The organism is Tolypothrix sp. FACHB-123, assembly GCF_014697075.1.
In the GTDB taxonomy this organism is placed as follows: domain Bacteria; phylum Cyanobacteriota; class Cyanobacteriia; order Cyanobacteriales; family Nostocaceae; genus Aulosira.
On the sequence record NZ_JACJRE010000007.1, the window covers coordinates 17765 to 35656 of the forward strand.

A 17892-nucleotide genomic window follows, 5' to 3' on the forward strand; every position below is an offset into this window, starting at 1 on the left:
AACAGTAATCCAAAATAGTAGGGGCACTGGCACTGCCATGCCCTCTAGAATATATTGATGTGTCGCTTGCTGGCTCACGCTACGAAGCCTGCGAAGGCAGGCTTTGTTATATTAGCCACACCCTTCTAGGGTGACGGCGATATTGTGGAATAAGCGTGAATCGTGAATTCTTCCTTAACTCACATAATATTCTGATTTTTCGTCTTCACTCTCTGATATAACTCTTCCATCGTTTCAATAAACGAATTATCCTTACGCCAAAAAGCCGGAAAATCTCCCTGCTTCTTTACCAAAATTGCTGACACTCCGCTTTGACTACCTACTTCAATAGTTTGGGGTAATCGCTTCGTTCCTAACCAAAATTCCCTGACGCTTGGCTGTTGTGTAATAGCTTGCTTTTCTAATTTTGTATACAACGAAGTGGATAATTCTAAAGGAATCTCCTTCGTATTCAATTCTTCCGATAACGCTTTACCTAAATTAGATTCAGCTAACTTTGCTTGCAGTTCTGTTTTTGATAACCCCCGTAATTCAAATAAGAGAAAGGGATTATTATCTAACTGAGAAGCAACTAAATAATAAACTCCGGCGATATGCTTGCAGGGATTAGCATAATCGGGACAAGAACATCTGGTTTTAAAATCTTTGCTGCTGTGGGGTAATAAATGTAATCCCAAATCAGCAAAAGTATTTTCTACATTTTCTGGAACTTCGTTTAGTAGTAAACGGGAAACAATACTCGCTTTTGAGGAAAGCTTTTGAATTACCTCATTCCAGCGATTTTTGGCAATGGGCGTAATTTCAATTGATATATTATAAAGTGGAACCGTATAAACACCAAAGTAGGGATTAATTGAACCCTGAACATGGGCAGTAATTTGATTTTTCTCAACTTCAAAGTTTAAAACTTTACCACCACGCGCATAAGAACGTCCGCGTTGCAATCTTCCTTCATCGGTAAATTGTTCTAAGGCTTGAATAAAGCGATCGCCCCACCAAGTTCTGCTAAATTTAGACATGAGATTTACTCCAAAATTGCGCTCTTATTTAAGGCGATAAGTTGCTTAAAAGCTTCGTTATCTAATTCTGTTAACCAAGATTCATCGCTACCAACCACAGCAGCCGAGAGTTTTTTCTTGTCTTCAATCATTTGGTTAATTTTCTCTTCTAATGTGCCAATGGCAACAAATTTATGCACGAAGACGTTCTTTTTTTGACCAATCCGAAAAGCTCTATCTGTGGCTTGGTTCTCAACGGCGGGGTTCCACCATCTATCAAAGTGAAAAACATGATTGGCTTTAGTTAAGGTAATCCCCACACCGCCAGCTTTGAGGGAAAGAATAAATACAGATGGTTCGGTGTCGGGTTCTTGAAATTCGCTAATCATTTGTTCCCGACGTTTGCGGTTTGTCCCACCATGTAAATAGTAAGTATTGCAGTGTAAGTTGTGTTTGAGATGTTTTTCTAGATTTTCGCAAACTTCGGTAAACTGGCTAAATATCAATAAACTTTCGCCTTCGGAAATGGCTTCTTCTACCATTTCTGCTAATCGGCTGAGTTTGTGCGATCGCTCTGGGGAAAATTCGCTGTTATCCTGTAAGAATTGGGCTGGATGGTTGCAAATCTGTTTCAATTTCATCAAGGTAGAAAGTATCAAGCCTTTGCGTTGGATTCCTTCAGCCTTTTGTAATTGCTCCTCAACATCTTTTACCACCACTTCGTAAAGTGATGCTTGTTCTTTGGTTAAGTTGGTGTAGAGGATTTGTTCAACTTTATCGGGTAAATCGTTGATGATGGATTGGTCAGTTTTTACCCGACGTAAAATTAAGGGTTCGACTAATTTCTTTAAAGTAACAGATTTGACGCGATTGTTATCTTTTTGAATGGGAATCTCAAAGGATTTGCGAAACTGCGCTTCTTTACCCAAGTAACCAGGATTGAGAAAATTAAAAATTGACCATAAATCTAGTAAACGGTTTTCTACAGGGGTTCCGGTTAAAGCTAGGCGATGTTTGGCGGATAGTTTAAGAATTGCTTTAGTTTGCGCTGCTTTGGGATTTTTGATATTTTGCGCTTCATCTAAAACCAGACGATGCCATTCTACACTGTTGAGTAGCTTCTCATCCTTACGCGCTAAGGTAAAGGAAGTAATCACAACATCGTGCTGAAGACAAGCGGCTTTAAAATCTGCGGGGTTTTGAGTGCGATCGCTCCCATGATGCACCATACTTTTTAAATGTGGTGCAAACTTAGCAATTTCCTTCTGCCAATTTCCCACAACCGAAGTAGGCGCAATCAATAACGTCGGCGCTAAATCACCCCCTTCCCCCCGAAAGCTGAGCGAAGTCGAAGCCTGTTTCTCCTGTACCAACCTCGCTATCACCTGGACGGATTTACCTAAACCCATATCGTCTGCGAGACAGCCATTTAATCCCAATCTCTCTAAATATTCCAACCAAGAAACACCACGCTTTTGATACTCGCGTAAATTTCCTTGCAGATTTAACTCCTCAGAAATTGGTTCTAGCTGAGTTTTATCTTGCAGCTTCGCCATCATTTCTGATAACACATCATCATGTTCAATTTCCCATTCTTCCCCAGCTTCCGCATTACGTTGGAGAAATTCCAGCAAGTTCATCTCTGGCTTTTCGTCGCCGTGAGATTGCCAAAATTCCAACAATTGCTGCATTTTATCTCGGTCTAATTCCATCCATTGACCGCGAAAATGCACTAAAGGAGCCTTAGCATTAATTAATTGTTCCCATTCTTGGGGTGTGACAACTTGCTCGCCAATTGCCAATTCATATTCGTACTCTACCAGGGAATTTAAACCAAAATAACTTTTATTTTCACCCTTAGTTGGTGCTAATTTTTTACCTGAAGCTTTGAGGCGAATTTTCGCACGCCGACGACCTGCGGGAGTATACCAAGCAGGTACAATTACTTTAAAACCTGCGTCTTCTAATACCCAAGCACTTTCTTGGAGAAAAGCAAACGCCTCTTCTAAAGCTAATTGCATTCCTGTAGGCTGTTCAGTTTCTAATCCCTGCCATAATTTAGGATACATCCGCGCTGCATAACCTAAATTTAATAGCAAATGGGTTTCAAAATCTTTGCCAAATTGTTTGTGTACCCCCGCTTTAGCCGTTTTATTCATATTCCAATAATCGAACAAATCCAGCTTTAAGGAAGGGTCTTGTTTACTGGATACTAAAAATTGCATTTGCCAATTATCGATTGCATCCGCAGTTGGAGAATGCAATTGAAAACAGAGATAAAAAACAGCATCAGCTTGGGTGCGAGTAATTTTAGTTTTCCATGTTAGCCATTGCTGATATTCTTCTAGAGCCGTCTTACTAGTTAATGGGTTATGACGCTGGGGATAAAAGCAATAAGCAACTAGAGAATCAGCAATTTGTTTATCAAAAGCGGCTGTAGATTGGGTATGGCTGACTATATTTGTCAGGATGGACTCAGAAAAGTGACGTAGTAATGTTTCTCGCTCAAAATATTCAATTTTATCGCTTGATGTATCTGCACCTGCCACACAAATCAGTGGCATATAATCAATATACTTTTGGATATTTTCTTCGTAAGCCACAGAGATAATTTCCCAAGTGGCGTAAATTTCAAATGTTTTTGCAGTTGATTTAGTTTTTTTATTTGTTTTTGCCGCTTCTAACTGGCGATATTTTAATGATGGGATATATTGGTCTTTGAGAATGACTTGCTTAAAACTTTGGGTGTAGTGATACCAAAACAACAAATCCGAACCGAGTTGCACTTCATCGCCATTGTGTAGCGCTAAGAAATGTATATCATTGAGAAGTTTGATAACATTATTGACTTTTTCTGTTTTGTTATATATTACAGTTTCATAACAATCCACCTGCCAATATTGAAAACCTTCATATTCTTCCGGTATTTCCACTTCCAGATACTTAATTAATTCTGGTGAGGGTAAAGGTTGATTATTGGCTGTAGGCAGAGCAAAATATTTAGATGAGAGGCGTTGACTTAATTGATTTGCTGATTCTTTCAAGCCTAAAGCCTGGGTTAAAAACGCGAGTAATTCAGCTTTCTGGAGATGTCCGGGATGAATATTTTGCTGATTAGCGCGGCTTTTTTTGGCTATTGGGGTTTCTATCCACAAATAAAAAGACCCAGATTGAATAAATTCTGATGCCGCATTTGGTATCCAGGTGCCATGAAGAACTTTCATTTTTTTGATGCTCTGGATTGTCGTAATTTTAGCTGGTTAAAATTACTCTATCAAAGTACGGTATTAAATTTTTATTTCTGAAAAAATGTCACTAGCTTTAGGTGGGCATTGCCTACTCTACGTAATACAGCATATTTCAGGTAAAGGAGGTACGCGCTTCGGGGCATGGCAGTGCCAATGCCCCTACAAATAAACATACCATTCCCAATGTCGGAAAAGCCCGCAATACAATCCTTTTGACTTTTGACTTTTGACTTTTGACTTTTGACTTCCGCCTTGCGGTGCTAGGCTGTTACTACATTATTATCTGATGTTTTCTCGGCGCTATTTTTTAAGCGGGTTAATCTACTTTTACGGACACGTTCGCTTTGTTTAACACCACCAGCAAGTTCATATTCATTGCTGTCTTTGCCATACTTGAAACCAACCCCAGCCAGCATTTTATCGGAAATATTACCGATAATTTTTTCCATTTCGTCAAGCTTGGTTCTAGAAGATTCAATTACAGCCATAGAATCATTATATTCTTTAAGCATAGTGTGAAACTGTTGTATTAATTGTGTCAGATTTTGTAAGTTGTAATTATCATCAAATGCTATGTTTGGATCAATAGCTTTTAGTCCGGCGACTCTAAACTCAGCTTTTTGTAGAATCCGGGATGTACGTTTCTTGCGAGTCATTTATTTACTCTTTTAAGACTTTTATATCGCTATTTTGCCTTAATTGAGCTAGATTCTAGTTCAGCAAAAATAGCCATTTTTTTAACAAAATTTTTATTTATGTCCGTGATTTCTCGGAATTTAATGCTCAGCAATATTGCTTAGGTTTTAGCTAAAAATAAAAATGTGTAGGTTAGGTTGTGGAGCGAAACCCAATTTACGAATACTTTTAACTTAAGCTTTCTGTGTGTCTAGATGTCGTAGGGGCGGGTTAAGCGAGATATTTATGCATTATTGGAGCATCTCTGTGAACCCGCCCCTACTGCTTGTGAGATATACGGGTTGCACATTATTTTGGAGAGTTAAGAGCGATCGCTTGAATTTTAATTCTTAATGGTCAAGGTTTTGTTCTTAATGGTCGAGGTTTTGTTCTTAATAGTCGAGGTTTTGTTCTTAATGGTCGAGGTTTTGTTCTTAATAGTCAAGGTTTTGTTCTTAATGGTCGAGGTTTTGTTCTTAATGGTCAAGGTTTTGTTCTTAATGTTGTAACGTTGATAACTAAATTGTTAAAAAATTTAAATGTAGGGTGTGTTGTCGCGCAGCGCAACGCACCGAAACACCATCAACAATTCAACGTGCGTTAGCCTACGGCATAACACACCATACAGATTACTTAAATGTCAATACGGTCTACCACTTCTTCTAAGATACAAGGTTGGGTAGAGCGATAGCGAAACCCAACAAAGCCGCGATAATGTTGGGTTACCCTGCGGGAAGCCGCTCCGCGTCTACGTTCCTCAACCCAACCTACCTTAAATCATGGTTTTAATGCTAACTGAACCGTATAACTTCATAATTACGAATTACGAATTAGTATTATTTCAACTGAAACTCATCAAACTTAATCACTTCAGAATCCGGTTTGCGAGTATCAAAACGGTAGCTGCTAACCGTACCTGTTCCCGTATCAAAAATACTAAACACTGTGATGTTATTACTGGCAATATATGGCATCGGTTTTCCATCTTCACCTAACAATGGGGCAATTGTTGGTACTATGGGTTCTAAACCATTAGGATCGCCTAATTCCACATATTTTTCTTGATATCCCGTTGGTACTTCTCGCTTTCTCTCACCCCAAGCTGCGCCATAAGTGTTGCCTACATTTGATGTTTCTAAAAAGTGCATTCCCCTAGGACTAACGAAGCGATTCCATAAGTGAGAATGACCGTATAAAACAAATTGTACGTTAGCAGCTTCTAATAAAGGGATAACATCGCGCGTAATATAGTCATCGTTTTTAGGATATTCGTAACGGACTGATTTAATATTACCAAAATCATCTCGTGTAATTATCTGCACTGGATCTGTGTAAGCAGGAACGATGTTATCACCTAAGGTATGGGGCGGATGATGAAACATCACTACTTTATATTTTGCTTGTTTGAATTCATCGCTATTCAGTTCTGCCGCTAGCCAATTATATTGCTGACTACCTTTAGCGATTGCTTCATAAATTAACTGTCCATAACCCCATTTTTCGGGATGATTTAAATCTGCTACGGCTTCCTGATATCTACCGCGATAGGGTGAATCTAATTTAGGAGTGCGCCACATATTTGTAATGTACAAAACGACTAAACGCACATCACCAAAGCTAACAGCATAATATTGCTTTCCCCCTGTTTTATTGGTGGGCAAAGTGAAAATTTCTTCGTAAGTATCGGTATTAAAAGAATTATTTTTCAGAGATTTGCCGCTATATAATCTTTGAGCAACTGCACGGGGAATGGTATCATTAAATTCATCATCTAAGCTTGCCATTCTTTGGAATCTTCCCATGACTTCATGATTGCCAATACAAGGAAAGATAGGTGCATGTTGAATAATTTGTCCGCCAGTGTAGGTTGTCTTCACACCGTCGTGGTTCATTGTATAGTTAGCGCGTCCTTGTAAAGCGGGAAAGAACGCACCACCCCGATTATCATCAAACCATTCAGAAGCGCGATCGCTAATATTAATTAAATCGCCAGCAAACCATACCCCATCTACTCGTCCTACTGTTTCTACTACCTTTTGCAGATTTGCGGCTGTCATCGGCTTGAGTTGATGATCTGAGGTAAGTAAAATCTTCAATGGTGTCCCTGGTTTAGGGTTAGGCGCAAGGGTAAACACATCGCTGCTGACACTTTCCCCATCTTCCCGCACGCTGGTGACGCGATAATTTACCCGTGCTGGAGTTAATCCTTCGACTACGCTCAGGGTTACCTCAGCTTCATGTCGCCAAATATCACGGTTAACAGTTTGCTGATAAACTTGACCATTTGCAGTTTGATTACCTACACGCGATTGCTGATCTTCTCTAGTGCGACTGAGTTTAATTGTACTTGCCCTTGCAGTCTCAGCTAAGTTTTCCCCGTAATTAACTGTATGTTGACTACCTGCAAACTCTGTAAACCAAACCACACGCACTGAGTTTTCTGTTGGTAGCTGCAAAAATGGATCTGTCAGCAATTGCGGTGCTGATGTCATAATTGTTTCCCCAAATGAACGCACGTTTATAAGGGTAAAGGATATAGTCAGTATAAATAACAGGACTAAGCCTAGTATTTTTTTACCGGATCTCAGATTTTTGAGCATAGATGCGTAGGTTGGGTAGAAGGTCGTGAAACCCAAAAAACACAGGACTTTGGAGTGTTGGGTTTCGTTCCTCAACCCAACCTACATCCACATCATATTTTTTGTGAAATGGTATAAGCCTAGTACAACAGTCAGTAGGGGCGGGTTTATTGAGAATTATCGTTGATCGGTGAAAATATTTGTGAACCCGCCCGTACAGTTGTCAACAGTCAACAGTCAACCGTCAACAGCGATCGCCAAAAATAAAAAATAGATCGAGTCAAGCTAATATGGTGACTGTGCGGGAGTCATTTTCCTTTCAGGTACAGGATTAGTACCATCCCAAACAGACCTTTGTCCATCAGCATTAATTATGGTAATTTTGACTTTTTGCGCTGTAAAATTATCACCAAAAACTTGGAGCCACTCATACCACTGTTGATCGGGAAGCGCATTCATCCCACTAAAATTAATTTGCAGTTTTCTGCAAAACTCTCCGGGATAATCAGGATCGGGTTCTATGGTACATAGATTCTCTTGTTTTACCTCAATCCGCGTTTCCGGTTTTTCATTATTGGACTCATCTAAATAGACAATCTGCACGATCGCACTTCCCGCTTGAGAAAGGTGTTCGCCAGATATAGTTAAGTAAGGATTGGCTTGAGGGTTGTGAAATAAATCTTGCGGCTCATCCCACAATACTACTTGGGTAATATTAGGGCCTGCTTTGCGAACTGCTTTACCGCTAATGTAGCCACCCGCACTAATTCCCATCAATACTAAAATTTCTTGGGGGATGGATGGTAAGGACGATGCAGTAGTATAAGTAACTAACAAAATGACAATAAACGCAATCCCAATAATTAGGTTCCAAACTACCTGCTGTACCCGTTCTAAGGCGACTACACCACCATGTACTACTAAATCTGACCAAGAAGGATTCACATCTCCAGATCCTTTAGTACCACGGATATTAGAGGTTGCTTGCGCTGTGACTAATGTGACCAAACTAATCAAAAAAGTATAAGCGAATCCCGATAAAGGAATAAACTCCCAAATATTTTGAATAATTCCCCGACCGATGAAGAGAAATAAATAGCCAAAAACAATGATAGTCAGCCACCAAAGAAACTGAGTTCGAGCCAAACTAAAAGTGTTTGTTTGTCGCTCTAGTAATAGCCATTCTAAAGCATTGAGTTCTTTCTGAATACCGCTTTTGAGAGATTTTGTGGGTGCGTTGGATCTTTTTGACTCTTTAGCTAGCAGGTAAATAATTCCTATTAACAACAAAGTCGTTAGAGTAGTTAAACCAAAGACAATTAATGTAGTCAAATTACTGATAGGACGGCTGATATTGACCTGAAGTTGATCTTCGGTAATTTGTGGGTCAATGCTAGTGGCGTTTCCTGCTACTTCTACTCTGACAGGATGGGTTCCTCTGGGTAAATTCCTCAATTGAGCGTTGCTAAAAGTAGCAAAAACTGCTTGCCCATCTTCAGTGACTCTAACATTATTAGTAGCCGCAAAATCAGGAGGGTTACCAATTCTGACGGTGATTCTCTTTTGCGAAGAACTGTCTGTTTTAGGAAAATTGTTACCTGTAATGACCAAATTCAGCTTGTCTTGGGAATAACCGCGAAAACTTTCTGGTACAAGTGACTGGGGAATGCTGACATACAATTCTTTAGGACTGACGCTGCGAATCGAAGCTACATCAGCTACAGTTAGAGCATCACTGCTAGGTTGCTGAAGAACAGTAGTAGTGGGTGCAGCGGTTGACTGTGGAGAACTCTCTTCTTCCTGCGCTTGACCGACTCCAAAAGAGGTAAATAGCAAGATGCAGGCTAACACTAAGGATAGTAGAGGATAAAAATACTTCTTGCTGATACGTTTTCCGGCAATTTTGAATAGATGCATAAATATTGTCAATGAACTGTCAGGTTATGTCTGAACTTATTTAACACACAGTTTATTAAACTGCTGACAGTGCCCTGAGGCGATTAATTGTAATTTTTATTTAGTATTCAGCAATTTTGGTTGCTTTCTAGGGGAGAAGCAAGGTAAAAATTAAAACCACACCCCTGCGGAACTATGGGGTAAATGCGATCGCTTCTCAAATCCCAACGGCAATATCAGCTTCTAAAATAGAATAATGGTGTCAACTCCCACGCAATTATTACGTATATCCCAAGGACAACTCAATTTACTAGAACGTTGTCCCCGTCAATTTCAACATACCTATTTAGAAAACCTCAATTCTCCCACAGATCCCCAACATGAAGAACGGCAAACTTTAGGTAGCCGCTTCCACCTGTTGATGCAGCAGCGAGAAATGGGTTTACCAATTCAGAGTTTTTTACAAGCAGATAGCCAACTCCAAAGTTGGATGTCAGCCTTTGCTGATGCTGCACCGGAAATTTTAGCACCTGCGACTGATAGCCAAACCTTGCGCGAAAGCGAACATTATCGGACGCTGCAAGTACACAATTATCTGCTAACGGTTGTTTATGATTTATTAATTGCCGATCAGCAAACAGCGCAAATTCTCGACTGGAAAACTTACCCCAAACCACCCCATAAAAGTAAGTTAGAAAATAACTGGCAAACACGCCTTTATCTTTATGTTTTGGCAGAAACTAGCGAATACTTGCCAGAAAATATTTCCATGACTTATTGGTTTGTGCAATCCGAAGGTAAACCGCAAAATATTAAATTTAATTACAATTCCACTCAACACCAAAAAACAGCCAACGATCTGAACGAATTATTAAACGATTTAACTTATTGGCTAGAACGTTACCAACAAAAAGAATTATTTCCCCAACTTCCAGTAGGGAATAAAGCCTGTACCTATTGCCAATTTGCCACCAGATGCGATCGCACTCCAGCCAGCGAACCCGAAAGCGATGTATTGCCCAACCTTGCCAGTATTAAAGAAGTAGTATTGTGAGAGGATGTTGACGGTTAACTGTTGACGGTTAACTGTTGACGGTTGACTGTTCTCTCTAACAACTGACAACTGACAACTGACCATTGACTATTATGACCAACATTGACGATCAAGACGCTGTTTATGTGCGTGAATTAGGAATTGATGATATAGCTGATGTTTACCATTTAGGTGAAGAATTATTTACCAGCGAGTTATATCCTTATTTATATAGAACTTGGGATGAATGGGAAGTTATTGGACTTTACAATACAGATCCCGAATATTGTTTGGTGGCGGAAATTGATGGTGAATTAGCTGGATTTATTTTAGGAACTATTATTACCAAAGCTTCTTGGACTTATGGATATATTCTCTGGCTGGGAGTGAATCCCCAGTTTCAACGCAAGGGAGTTGCAGATAAGTTAGTTGATAAAGTTGTCGCCCGGATGATTGAAGATGGCGCGCGGTTTATGTTGGTAGATACAGATCCGACTAACACGCCAGCCGTTAAGTTTTTTAACCGCAAAGGCTTTGGTAATATCCGTCAGCATATTTTCTTGTCGATGAATCTCAGTAAGCACCCACATTATGGCAGACTGATAGATTATGAACATCAAAAAGCAGAAAGAGCAGGTTACAGGCGATCGCGTCCAGCTGCAATTCGTAGCCGCAAACCTGAAGGATTTTCCAATGAAGTAGTCCTCAATCCCCTAGTTAATGAACCGCAGATAGATTTAATTATTAATGATGAATAGGGCATGGGGCATTGGGCATGGGGCATTGGAAATATATTAATTTTGAATTTTGAATACTTTGACAAGTTGATTACGTTGCAGTCAACAGTCAACAGTCAACAGTCAACAGTCAAAAAAATTTCTGAATTTTAATCATGCAGTGGACTTTAGCCGCAACTGAACAACCGCCAGAGTGGTTTATCCAAGCTGTGAAAAAGTATACTCCGGCATCAAGTGGAATGTATGCAGCCCAATTATTATGGCAACGGGGTATAAAAGATACATCGCAATTAGAAGGGTTTGTTAACCATAAAGCTTATCAACCAGCTAGCCCCTTTGAATTTGGGGAAGAAATGCATTTGGCTGTTTCTCGGTTGAAATTAGCCCGGAATGCTGGTGAAAAAGTGGCAATTTGGGGTGATTTTGATGCTGATGGAATTACCTCTACTTCTGTGTTTTGGGATGGTTTGGGGCAATTTTTTACGCAAAATTCCCAGTTAAGTTACTACATTCCCAATCGCCTCAAGGAATCCCACGGACTAAATAATCCGGGTATTGATAATTTAGAAAAACAAGGTTGTACCTTAATTGTCACCTGTGATACAGGCAGTACGAATATTGATGAAATTATTTATGCGCGAAAGCTAGGTATTGATGTCATCGTTACCGATCATCACACTTTACCAGCAGAACGCCCGCCAGTTATCGCCATTATTAATCCCCGCAATTTACCTCAGGAACATCCTTTATATAATCTTTCTGGGGTGGCGGTAGCTTACAAGCTGGTAGAAGCACTTTATCAAACTTTGCCTGATGTCCCACAACAGCCTTTAGAAGATTTATTAGATTTAGTAGCGGTGGGGTTAATTGCTGACTTAGTGCAGTTAAGCGGTGATTGTCGCTATTTAGCCCAATTGGGAATTCAACGTTTACAAGAAGATTTTAAACAGCCGCCCACAGCTAGACGCAGGCCGGGTGTGGGTAGATTATTAGAATTGTGTCAGAAAAGTGGCGATCGCCCTACAGATATTTCCTTTGGTTTGGGGCCGCGCATTAATGCTGTGAGTCGGATACAAGGCGATGCGAGATTTTGCGTGGAATTACTCACAAGCCGCGATATCAAACGATGTAGCGAACTCGCAGAAGACACAGAATTAGCCAACGCCCGCCGTAAGTCTTTACAAAAAGATGTGCAAAATCAAGTCGCCCAAAAGCTGAATCAATTAGATTTATCTACCACAAGTGCGATCGTTTTAGCAGATGCCCAATGGCCTGTCGGCGTACTCGGTTTAGTAGCAGGACAAGTAGCCCAGGAAACAGGTAAACCCACCATTCTATTAAGTACAGAAGTCCCCCCAGAAGATGAAACAGAAACTAGCGCCCAGCCTCTCGCCCGTGGTTCCGCCCGTTCCATCAATTCTGTAGATTTGTACCAACTAGTCAAAGACCAAGCACATTTATTACATCGGTTTGGCGGACATCCCTTTGCGGCTGGGTTGAGTATGGTAGTGGAAAATATTCCGTTATTTTCCGAAGCGATTAACCAAAGGTTACGCCAATCATTAGGTGGTAAAACTCTCGCGGCGACAATTCAAGCAGATATCACCGTCACCGTTGCAGATTTAGGCAAAGATTTATTTTTGGAATTGAAAATATTAGAACCTTGCGGAATGGGTAACCCTGTCCCCAAGCTATTAATTAAAAATTGCTGGTTTGAAAATGCTTGGCATCGCAATCAACAGGATGCGCAAGGAAAAAAAGTACAATACATCAAAACCGAGTTTGATATCCGGGATGATTCCACGAGAAACGCCTTTCCGGGGATTTGGTGGGGACATTACAAAGACGAATTACCCATAGGTAGGTGTGATTGTATAGCCGAGTTGGACTATAACACCTTTAAGAAACGCTATGAAATTCGGTTAATTGCTGTGCGTCCGAGTGTTGATTCTGTATTTACTACTCACAACTCAGATTTAATATTAGACTGGCGCAATCAAGAAAAATCAGAACTGGGTAATCAACAACCAGCCGTAGTTGTGGCAGAATGTCCGACAAGCTGGGATGATTTACGCGCTTGGTGGAAGCGATCTCTCTATAATAATCAACAATTAGCGATCGCCTGGAGTAAACCCAATCAACAATCACCTAACAAAATTTGGCTGACTTTGGTGGGAATTGCTAAATATCTCAGTCGCACTAATCAACTAGTTACGCGCGTGCAACTTTTAGAAAAACTGGGTATTGGCGATCAAACTTTATTATTGGGACTCAAAGCTTTAAAATATTTAGGGTTTACAGTACAGCGTCAAGACCGTTATTTACACATCAGTCAAGAGGTGAAAAATACGGCGAATGGGGGAACTCCAACTACACAGCCTGATGCGGCTATTGCTAAATTTTTAGCAGCTGTGCGCGAGGAACAATTTCAACGAGCGTATTTTGCGGAAGTACCCCTATCTACCATTGTGACGATGGTTAATAGTCAGTAGTACTGGTAATAGATATAAGATTTAATTGATTGAACCGCCAAGACGCCAAGGACGCCAAGATAGTTAAGATTAGTAGAGTGTGTCTAGGTTTTCTTGATCTCTAATCTCTGTGTTCTCTGCGTCTCTGTGGTTTAATAAATTCCTTTTTAACCGCAGAGAACGCAGAGGCGCAGAGGAAAAAGCAGATTTGACAAATTTAACGCGGGTATAACAAAATGGAGCGCGATCGCCCTCTAAATGGTCGATAATTTGGTTGATAATCAGGACGCTGATCGAATACAGGATTTCTCAGCGGCTGGTTACGAAACATCGGATGCACTAAATTTGGATAAGTGACACTAGGATTGATGATGGTTTGTGGGTAAGGAGGATAGGAATAAATGGTAGTTCTACGATAGTTATCGTCACCGCGACGGCGATAATAATTACCTCTGTTACCAGGGTGCTTATTTACCCGATTTATAGGTATAGGATTAGCAATATTTCTACCGTAATTATACGACCCTACCCCTGGTTGTGTATCGCCATAAATAATAATCACTGATTGGGCAGAAGCTGGGGCAATTGTAGCGCCCAACAATGCTAGAGTTGCACCTGCGCCTAACCAGGTCTTTTGCCAACGCTTGCTGCTATCCATATTTTTATACTCCGAAAAATTGATAACCAAGAATTTTTAACTAGACTTTTAACTACACTTACTAGAAAAAATTCCCTTGCCAGTATTTTTTACATAATTCTTGAAATTGAAGGCAAACTTTATCCTCTTGTGGCTGCATAGAAATATTTGCCCCGTAATCTTTTATATTTCCCACGCTCACAAATTCCATCCCCTCATGGGCAGAGTTTTTTATACCCAATGCCCAATGCCCAATGCCCCATACCTAATTTCCCAAAAACTGCTTGCATTGGCACAATAAATTAAGGCAGTCATGATTTGTGTGTAGAACGTGAATACTGAAAGTTTAGAAATTGCTAAATCTCACTACCAAGTTGGAAGAGTTGCTTTTGAAAACGGGCAATATCGAGAAGCTGTAGAGAATCTAGAGAAAGCTAGCGCCCTTGTGTCTCGCAATACTAAGCTTGGGGGTGAGGTGAATATTTGGCTAGTAACAGCTTATGAAGCGTCTGGGAGAGGTGAAGATGCGATCGCACTTTGCGAAAAACTCAAGCGTCATCCCTACTCAGAAACTAACAAACAAGCGCGGCATTTACTTTATATCTTAAAAGCACCAAAGCTGAAAAGACCGAGTGAGTGGATGACGGAAATTCCTGACTTGGGCAAATTACCAGATAATGACGCCCAAACTCGTGTAACTATCAAATCTCGCCCAACCTCTAATACTAAAAAATCTCCAGAACCGGAATTTGTCGATCTCAGCCAGGTCAATACAAAGGATAATCGCTTTATCTGGTTAGGATTAATTGTGATCGGATTCATCCTTTCTTACTTGGTTTGGTTGAGTTTTTAAGAAAAACTTTCTTTACATCAACCCTACCAAGGGTTACAAGTAAAGATTGATTAAATATTCGCTCTTTTCGGAGATTTATAGTCATGAATTGGTTGTATTTAGGAAAGATTTTTGCGCGGTTAATTAGACCATTAAGTTTTGTATGGCAAAAGCAAGAATTATTTACAAAAACTACTTACTACAAGTCGAATAACCGTAACTTTCCTACGCCACGCAACAGTCGCAATGGCAAAATTCCCAAACCTATTTTATGGTTTGTTTTGTTAACTTCTTTGCTGTTAACTGGTTGCGTAAAGTATGACGTAGGCGTAAATTTTAACCACTCCAATCATGGCGAATTTGTGCAGCATATTAAACTAGGGGAAAGACTGACTAGTTTTAGTGGCGACTATGTATATGAATGGTTAAATAGCATAGAACGTCGGGCGCGGAAATTAGAAGGAAAAAGCAGCAGGATTTCTCAAGAAGAAATTATTGTTTCAATTCCCTTTAATAACGGGCAGGAATTACAAGAGAAATTCAACGATTTTTTTAATTCCCACGTTAATCAAAAATCTGAACCTGTAGAAAATGAAGCGAATTCAGAATTACCGAAAATCGAATCGAATTTGCTGATAGAACAAAACAACTTTTTACTATTAGTGAGGAATCGCTTAATTTATGATTTGGATTTGCGATCGCTCTCGTTAATTGCCAGCAATGGTAACGTGTTATCAAACACGGGTTCAATTCTCGATTTGGATTTTAGCTTAACAACTCCCTTCGGAGCGAAAAATTTAGCGATCGCGGAAAACGCCATTGAGCCAGAAAAAATCAACAATCAACTCGTCTGGAAGCTAAAAACCGGCGAATTAAACCACATAGAAGTACTTTTCTGGCTTCCTAGCCCTATTGGTATTGGTGCGTTGCTTATAGCCTTGTTTGTTTGGGGTGGCTTATATCTCAGATATACATTTATGCCAGATCCCCGACTGCAATTAGCAGCAAAAGCTACAGTTACAGAATAGTTGACGGTTGACGCTTGACGGTTGACGCTTGACGGTTGACGGTTGATACCAGTTTAAAAAATAATTTGGTAGTAGGGGCATGGCAGTGCCATGCCCTCTAGAATATATTGATGTGCGGCTTTTGACTGTCAATCAACGGTCGACAACAACCAAAATTTAAGTTAAAAAAGGTGAGACAGCTTCGAGAACTTCTGCTGGGTATTCCTCATGGAGTCCCAAGGAACCGGGAAGAACAACGCTACGCACTCCAGGTAAAGCAGCAATCGCTTCCATTTCGGCTTTGGATTTCGGCGGACTCGATTCTGCAATGACAATCATTAGTGGTACAGATAGGGATTTCACTAATGTCAGAAAATCAGATTGACTGTGTACCGCATCAATATTACCAGTGACAAAAGCCGCAGAAGCAAATCGCGCTCCTGGTTTTTGGGTAGTTTGCCATTTTTTTTCCATGAAACCGTCTGTTAACCTAGCCGCATCGACAAACACATGGCGACGGTACATCCAATTTAAGAAAGATGGTAGGGTATTGAGTTTGTAGAGAACTTGACCCAAAATAGGCGATCGCACTAATCCTCTCACCATACCCGCAATTTGCGAACTTGCGCCCATTGTCGGTAAAGGCCCCCGCCAAGTGGGAGCCGTTAACACAATTTTGCTGAAACTAGCAGGTTGTTTAACAGCTAGTTGCAAAACGTAACTAGACGCATGACCGGCTGCTATGACGTTAATTGCTGTATTAAACACCGAATTAACAAAATCTGCTAAAAATTGCTGATATATCTCAGGACGGTAATCTAAACTCAGTCGCGAAGATTCGCCAAAACCAGGCCAATCTACAGCGACGACTTGAAAATGCGGCGCTAGTAACCTCGCCAGTTCACCCATTTCTTCACGGGTAGACACACTGCTAAAAGCAGGGAGTAGCAATAAGGGAGAACCATGACCAAGGGTTTCGTATACTACCTTTAATGGTTGATTTTCCCAATTCCAGACAAATTCTTTAACTACTCCACCAAAGCCAACAGCGATATCAGTTGATAATAAATTGGTAGACATGAGTTTTTACTCGGCACTCAATACTACTGTTCTAATTTACATTCCAACGCTTTTTTCTGCATAGTTTTAAAAATGTTATAAAAACCGTTAGCGCGGGAAGGTGTCAGACTAACATTTAAACCAGTGGCTTGGATAAAATCTGGTGCGAGGTGGACAATTTCTGTAGGCGATGAACCATTTAAACCTTCAATTAACAGCGCTACTAATCCCTTAGTTAACTGAGAATCGGAATCGCCTTGAAATTTCACCTTTCCATCATCCAAGGTTGCGGTGACATACACCTGAGAAACGCAACCAGGGACTTTATTTTCGGGTATCTTGTCAGCTTCTGGGAATTCTGGGAGTTTTTGCGCGTACCAAATCAATTGTTCATAGCGCCGCTTCGGATCGGAAGCACGTTGAAAGCGCTGAACAATTTTTGCTAAAGCAGGTGGTAAAGAGTCTGTAGAAGAAGACATAACAGGACTGGCAAATAAATCGGTCTTCCCTTGAGTGTAATTTATCTAGAGTGCGATCGCGTTTATCATGAGCATTTCCCCACACTGGTGTACCCATTCATTTGAGAATAGGGATTGAAAAATAGTCATGGCTGCAAACCGTCAATCAAAGCTGTTATTTTATTTTAGAGTTTACGTGTGATTAATGACGGATGTGTACTTAAGCAATAGTGCTGTCTATATCGAAATTTAAAGCAAAAGC

Annotated in this window: 13 protein-coding genes; 5 read left to right on the top strand and 8 right to left on the bottom strand. The window is 40.4% G+C overall.

Going from position 1 to position 17892, the window contains the following annotated elements; translation table 11 throughout:
- Positions 1-179: 179 nt before the first annotated feature.
- The 5 genes from H6G41_RS06840 to H6G41_RS06860 all read right to left on the bottom strand — a co-directional run bounded on the left by H6G41_RS06840 (position 180) and on the right by H6G41_RS06860 (position 9417).
- Positions 180-1019, bottom strand: coding sequence for an SWIM zinc finger family protein (locus tag H6G41_RS06840; protein WP_190744841.1), 840 nt, complete (start codon positions 1017-1019; stop codon positions 180-182).
- Between the two features lie 5 nt (positions 1020-1024).
- Positions 1025-4222, bottom strand: coding sequence for a DEAD/DEAH box helicase (locus tag H6G41_RS06845; RefSeq protein WP_190744843.1), 3198 nt, complete (start codon positions 4220-4222; stop codon positions 1025-1027).
- A 284-nt stretch (positions 4223-4506) separates the two neighbouring features.
- A complete protein-coding gene (locus H6G41_RS06850) occupies positions 4507-4902 on the bottom strand; it encodes a hypothetical protein (protein ID WP_190744845.1) in 396 nt (131 codons plus the stop codon).
- Between the two features lie 855 nt (positions 4903-5757).
- Complete coding sequence (locus H6G41_RS06855; RefSeq protein ID WP_242037826.1) at positions 5758-7413, bottom strand: metallophosphoesterase; 1656 nt, start codon at positions 7411-7413, stop codon at positions 5758-5760.
- Positions 7414-7785: 372 nt separating this feature from the next.
- Positions 7786-9417: a hypothetical protein gene (locus tag H6G41_RS06860; protein WP_190744849.1), complete on the bottom strand. Its 1632-nt coding sequence runs from the start codon at positions 9415-9417 to the stop codon at positions 7786-7788.
- A gap of 235 nt (positions 9418-9652) precedes the next feature.
- Here H6G41_RS06860 and H6G41_RS06865 point away from each other — a divergent pair, with 235 nt between their 5' ends.
- The 3 genes from H6G41_RS06865 (at position 9653) to recJ (ending at position 13658) form a co-directional block, all read left to right on the top strand.
- Positions 9653-10450, top strand: coding sequence for a PD-(D/E)XK nuclease family protein (locus tag H6G41_RS06865; RefSeq protein WP_190744852.1), 798 nt, complete (start codon positions 9653-9655; stop codon positions 10448-10450).
- Between the two features lie 92 nt (positions 10451-10542).
- Positions 10543-11187, top strand: coding sequence for a GNAT family N-acetyltransferase (locus H6G41_RS06870; protein ID WP_190745101.1), 645 nt, complete (start codon positions 10543-10545; stop codon positions 11185-11187).
- A gap of 134 nt (positions 11188-11321) precedes the next feature.
- Entirely contained in the window at positions 11322-13658 is a 2337-nt protein-coding gene (recJ, locus tag H6G41_RS06875; RefSeq protein ID WP_190744854.1) for a single-stranded-DNA-specific exonuclease RecJ, read from the top strand.
- Positions 13659-13854: 196 nt separating this feature from the next.
- Here the strand turns inward: recJ and H6G41_RS06880 are convergent, their stop codons facing one another.
- The gene (locus H6G41_RS06880) at positions 13855-14295 is read right to left on the bottom strand and encodes a hypothetical protein (RefSeq protein WP_190744856.1); all 441 of its coding nucleotides are present in this window, start codon (positions 14293-14295) and stop codon (positions 13855-13857) included.
- 310 nt (positions 14296-14605) lie between these two features.
- On the opposite strand from H6G41_RS06880, the gene H6G41_RS06885 reads away from it, so the two are divergent.
- Together H6G41_RS06885 and H6G41_RS06890 are read left to right on the top strand one after the other, a co-directional pair.
- Entirely contained in the window at positions 14606-15127 is a 522-nt protein-coding gene (locus H6G41_RS06885) for a tetratricopeptide repeat protein (RefSeq protein WP_190744858.1), read from the top strand.
- Between the two features lie 83 nt (positions 15128-15210).
- Positions 15211-16134: a DUF3153 domain-containing protein gene (locus H6G41_RS06890; RefSeq protein WP_190744860.1), complete on the top strand. Its 924-nt coding sequence runs from the start codon at positions 15211-15213 to the stop codon at positions 16132-16134.
- A gap of 156 nt (positions 16135-16290) precedes the next feature.
- Here H6G41_RS06890 and H6G41_RS06895 read toward each other — a convergent pair whose 3' ends face one another.
- Entirely contained in the window at positions 16291-17193 is a 903-nt protein-coding gene (locus H6G41_RS06895) for an alpha/beta fold hydrolase (RefSeq protein ID WP_190744862.1), read from the bottom strand.
- Between the two features lie 23 nt (positions 17194-17216).
- A complete protein-coding gene (locus H6G41_RS06900) occupies positions 17217-17651 on the bottom strand; it encodes a SufE family protein (protein ID WP_190744864.1) in 435 nt (144 codons plus the stop codon).
- Positions 17652-17892 lie beyond the last annotated feature (241 nt).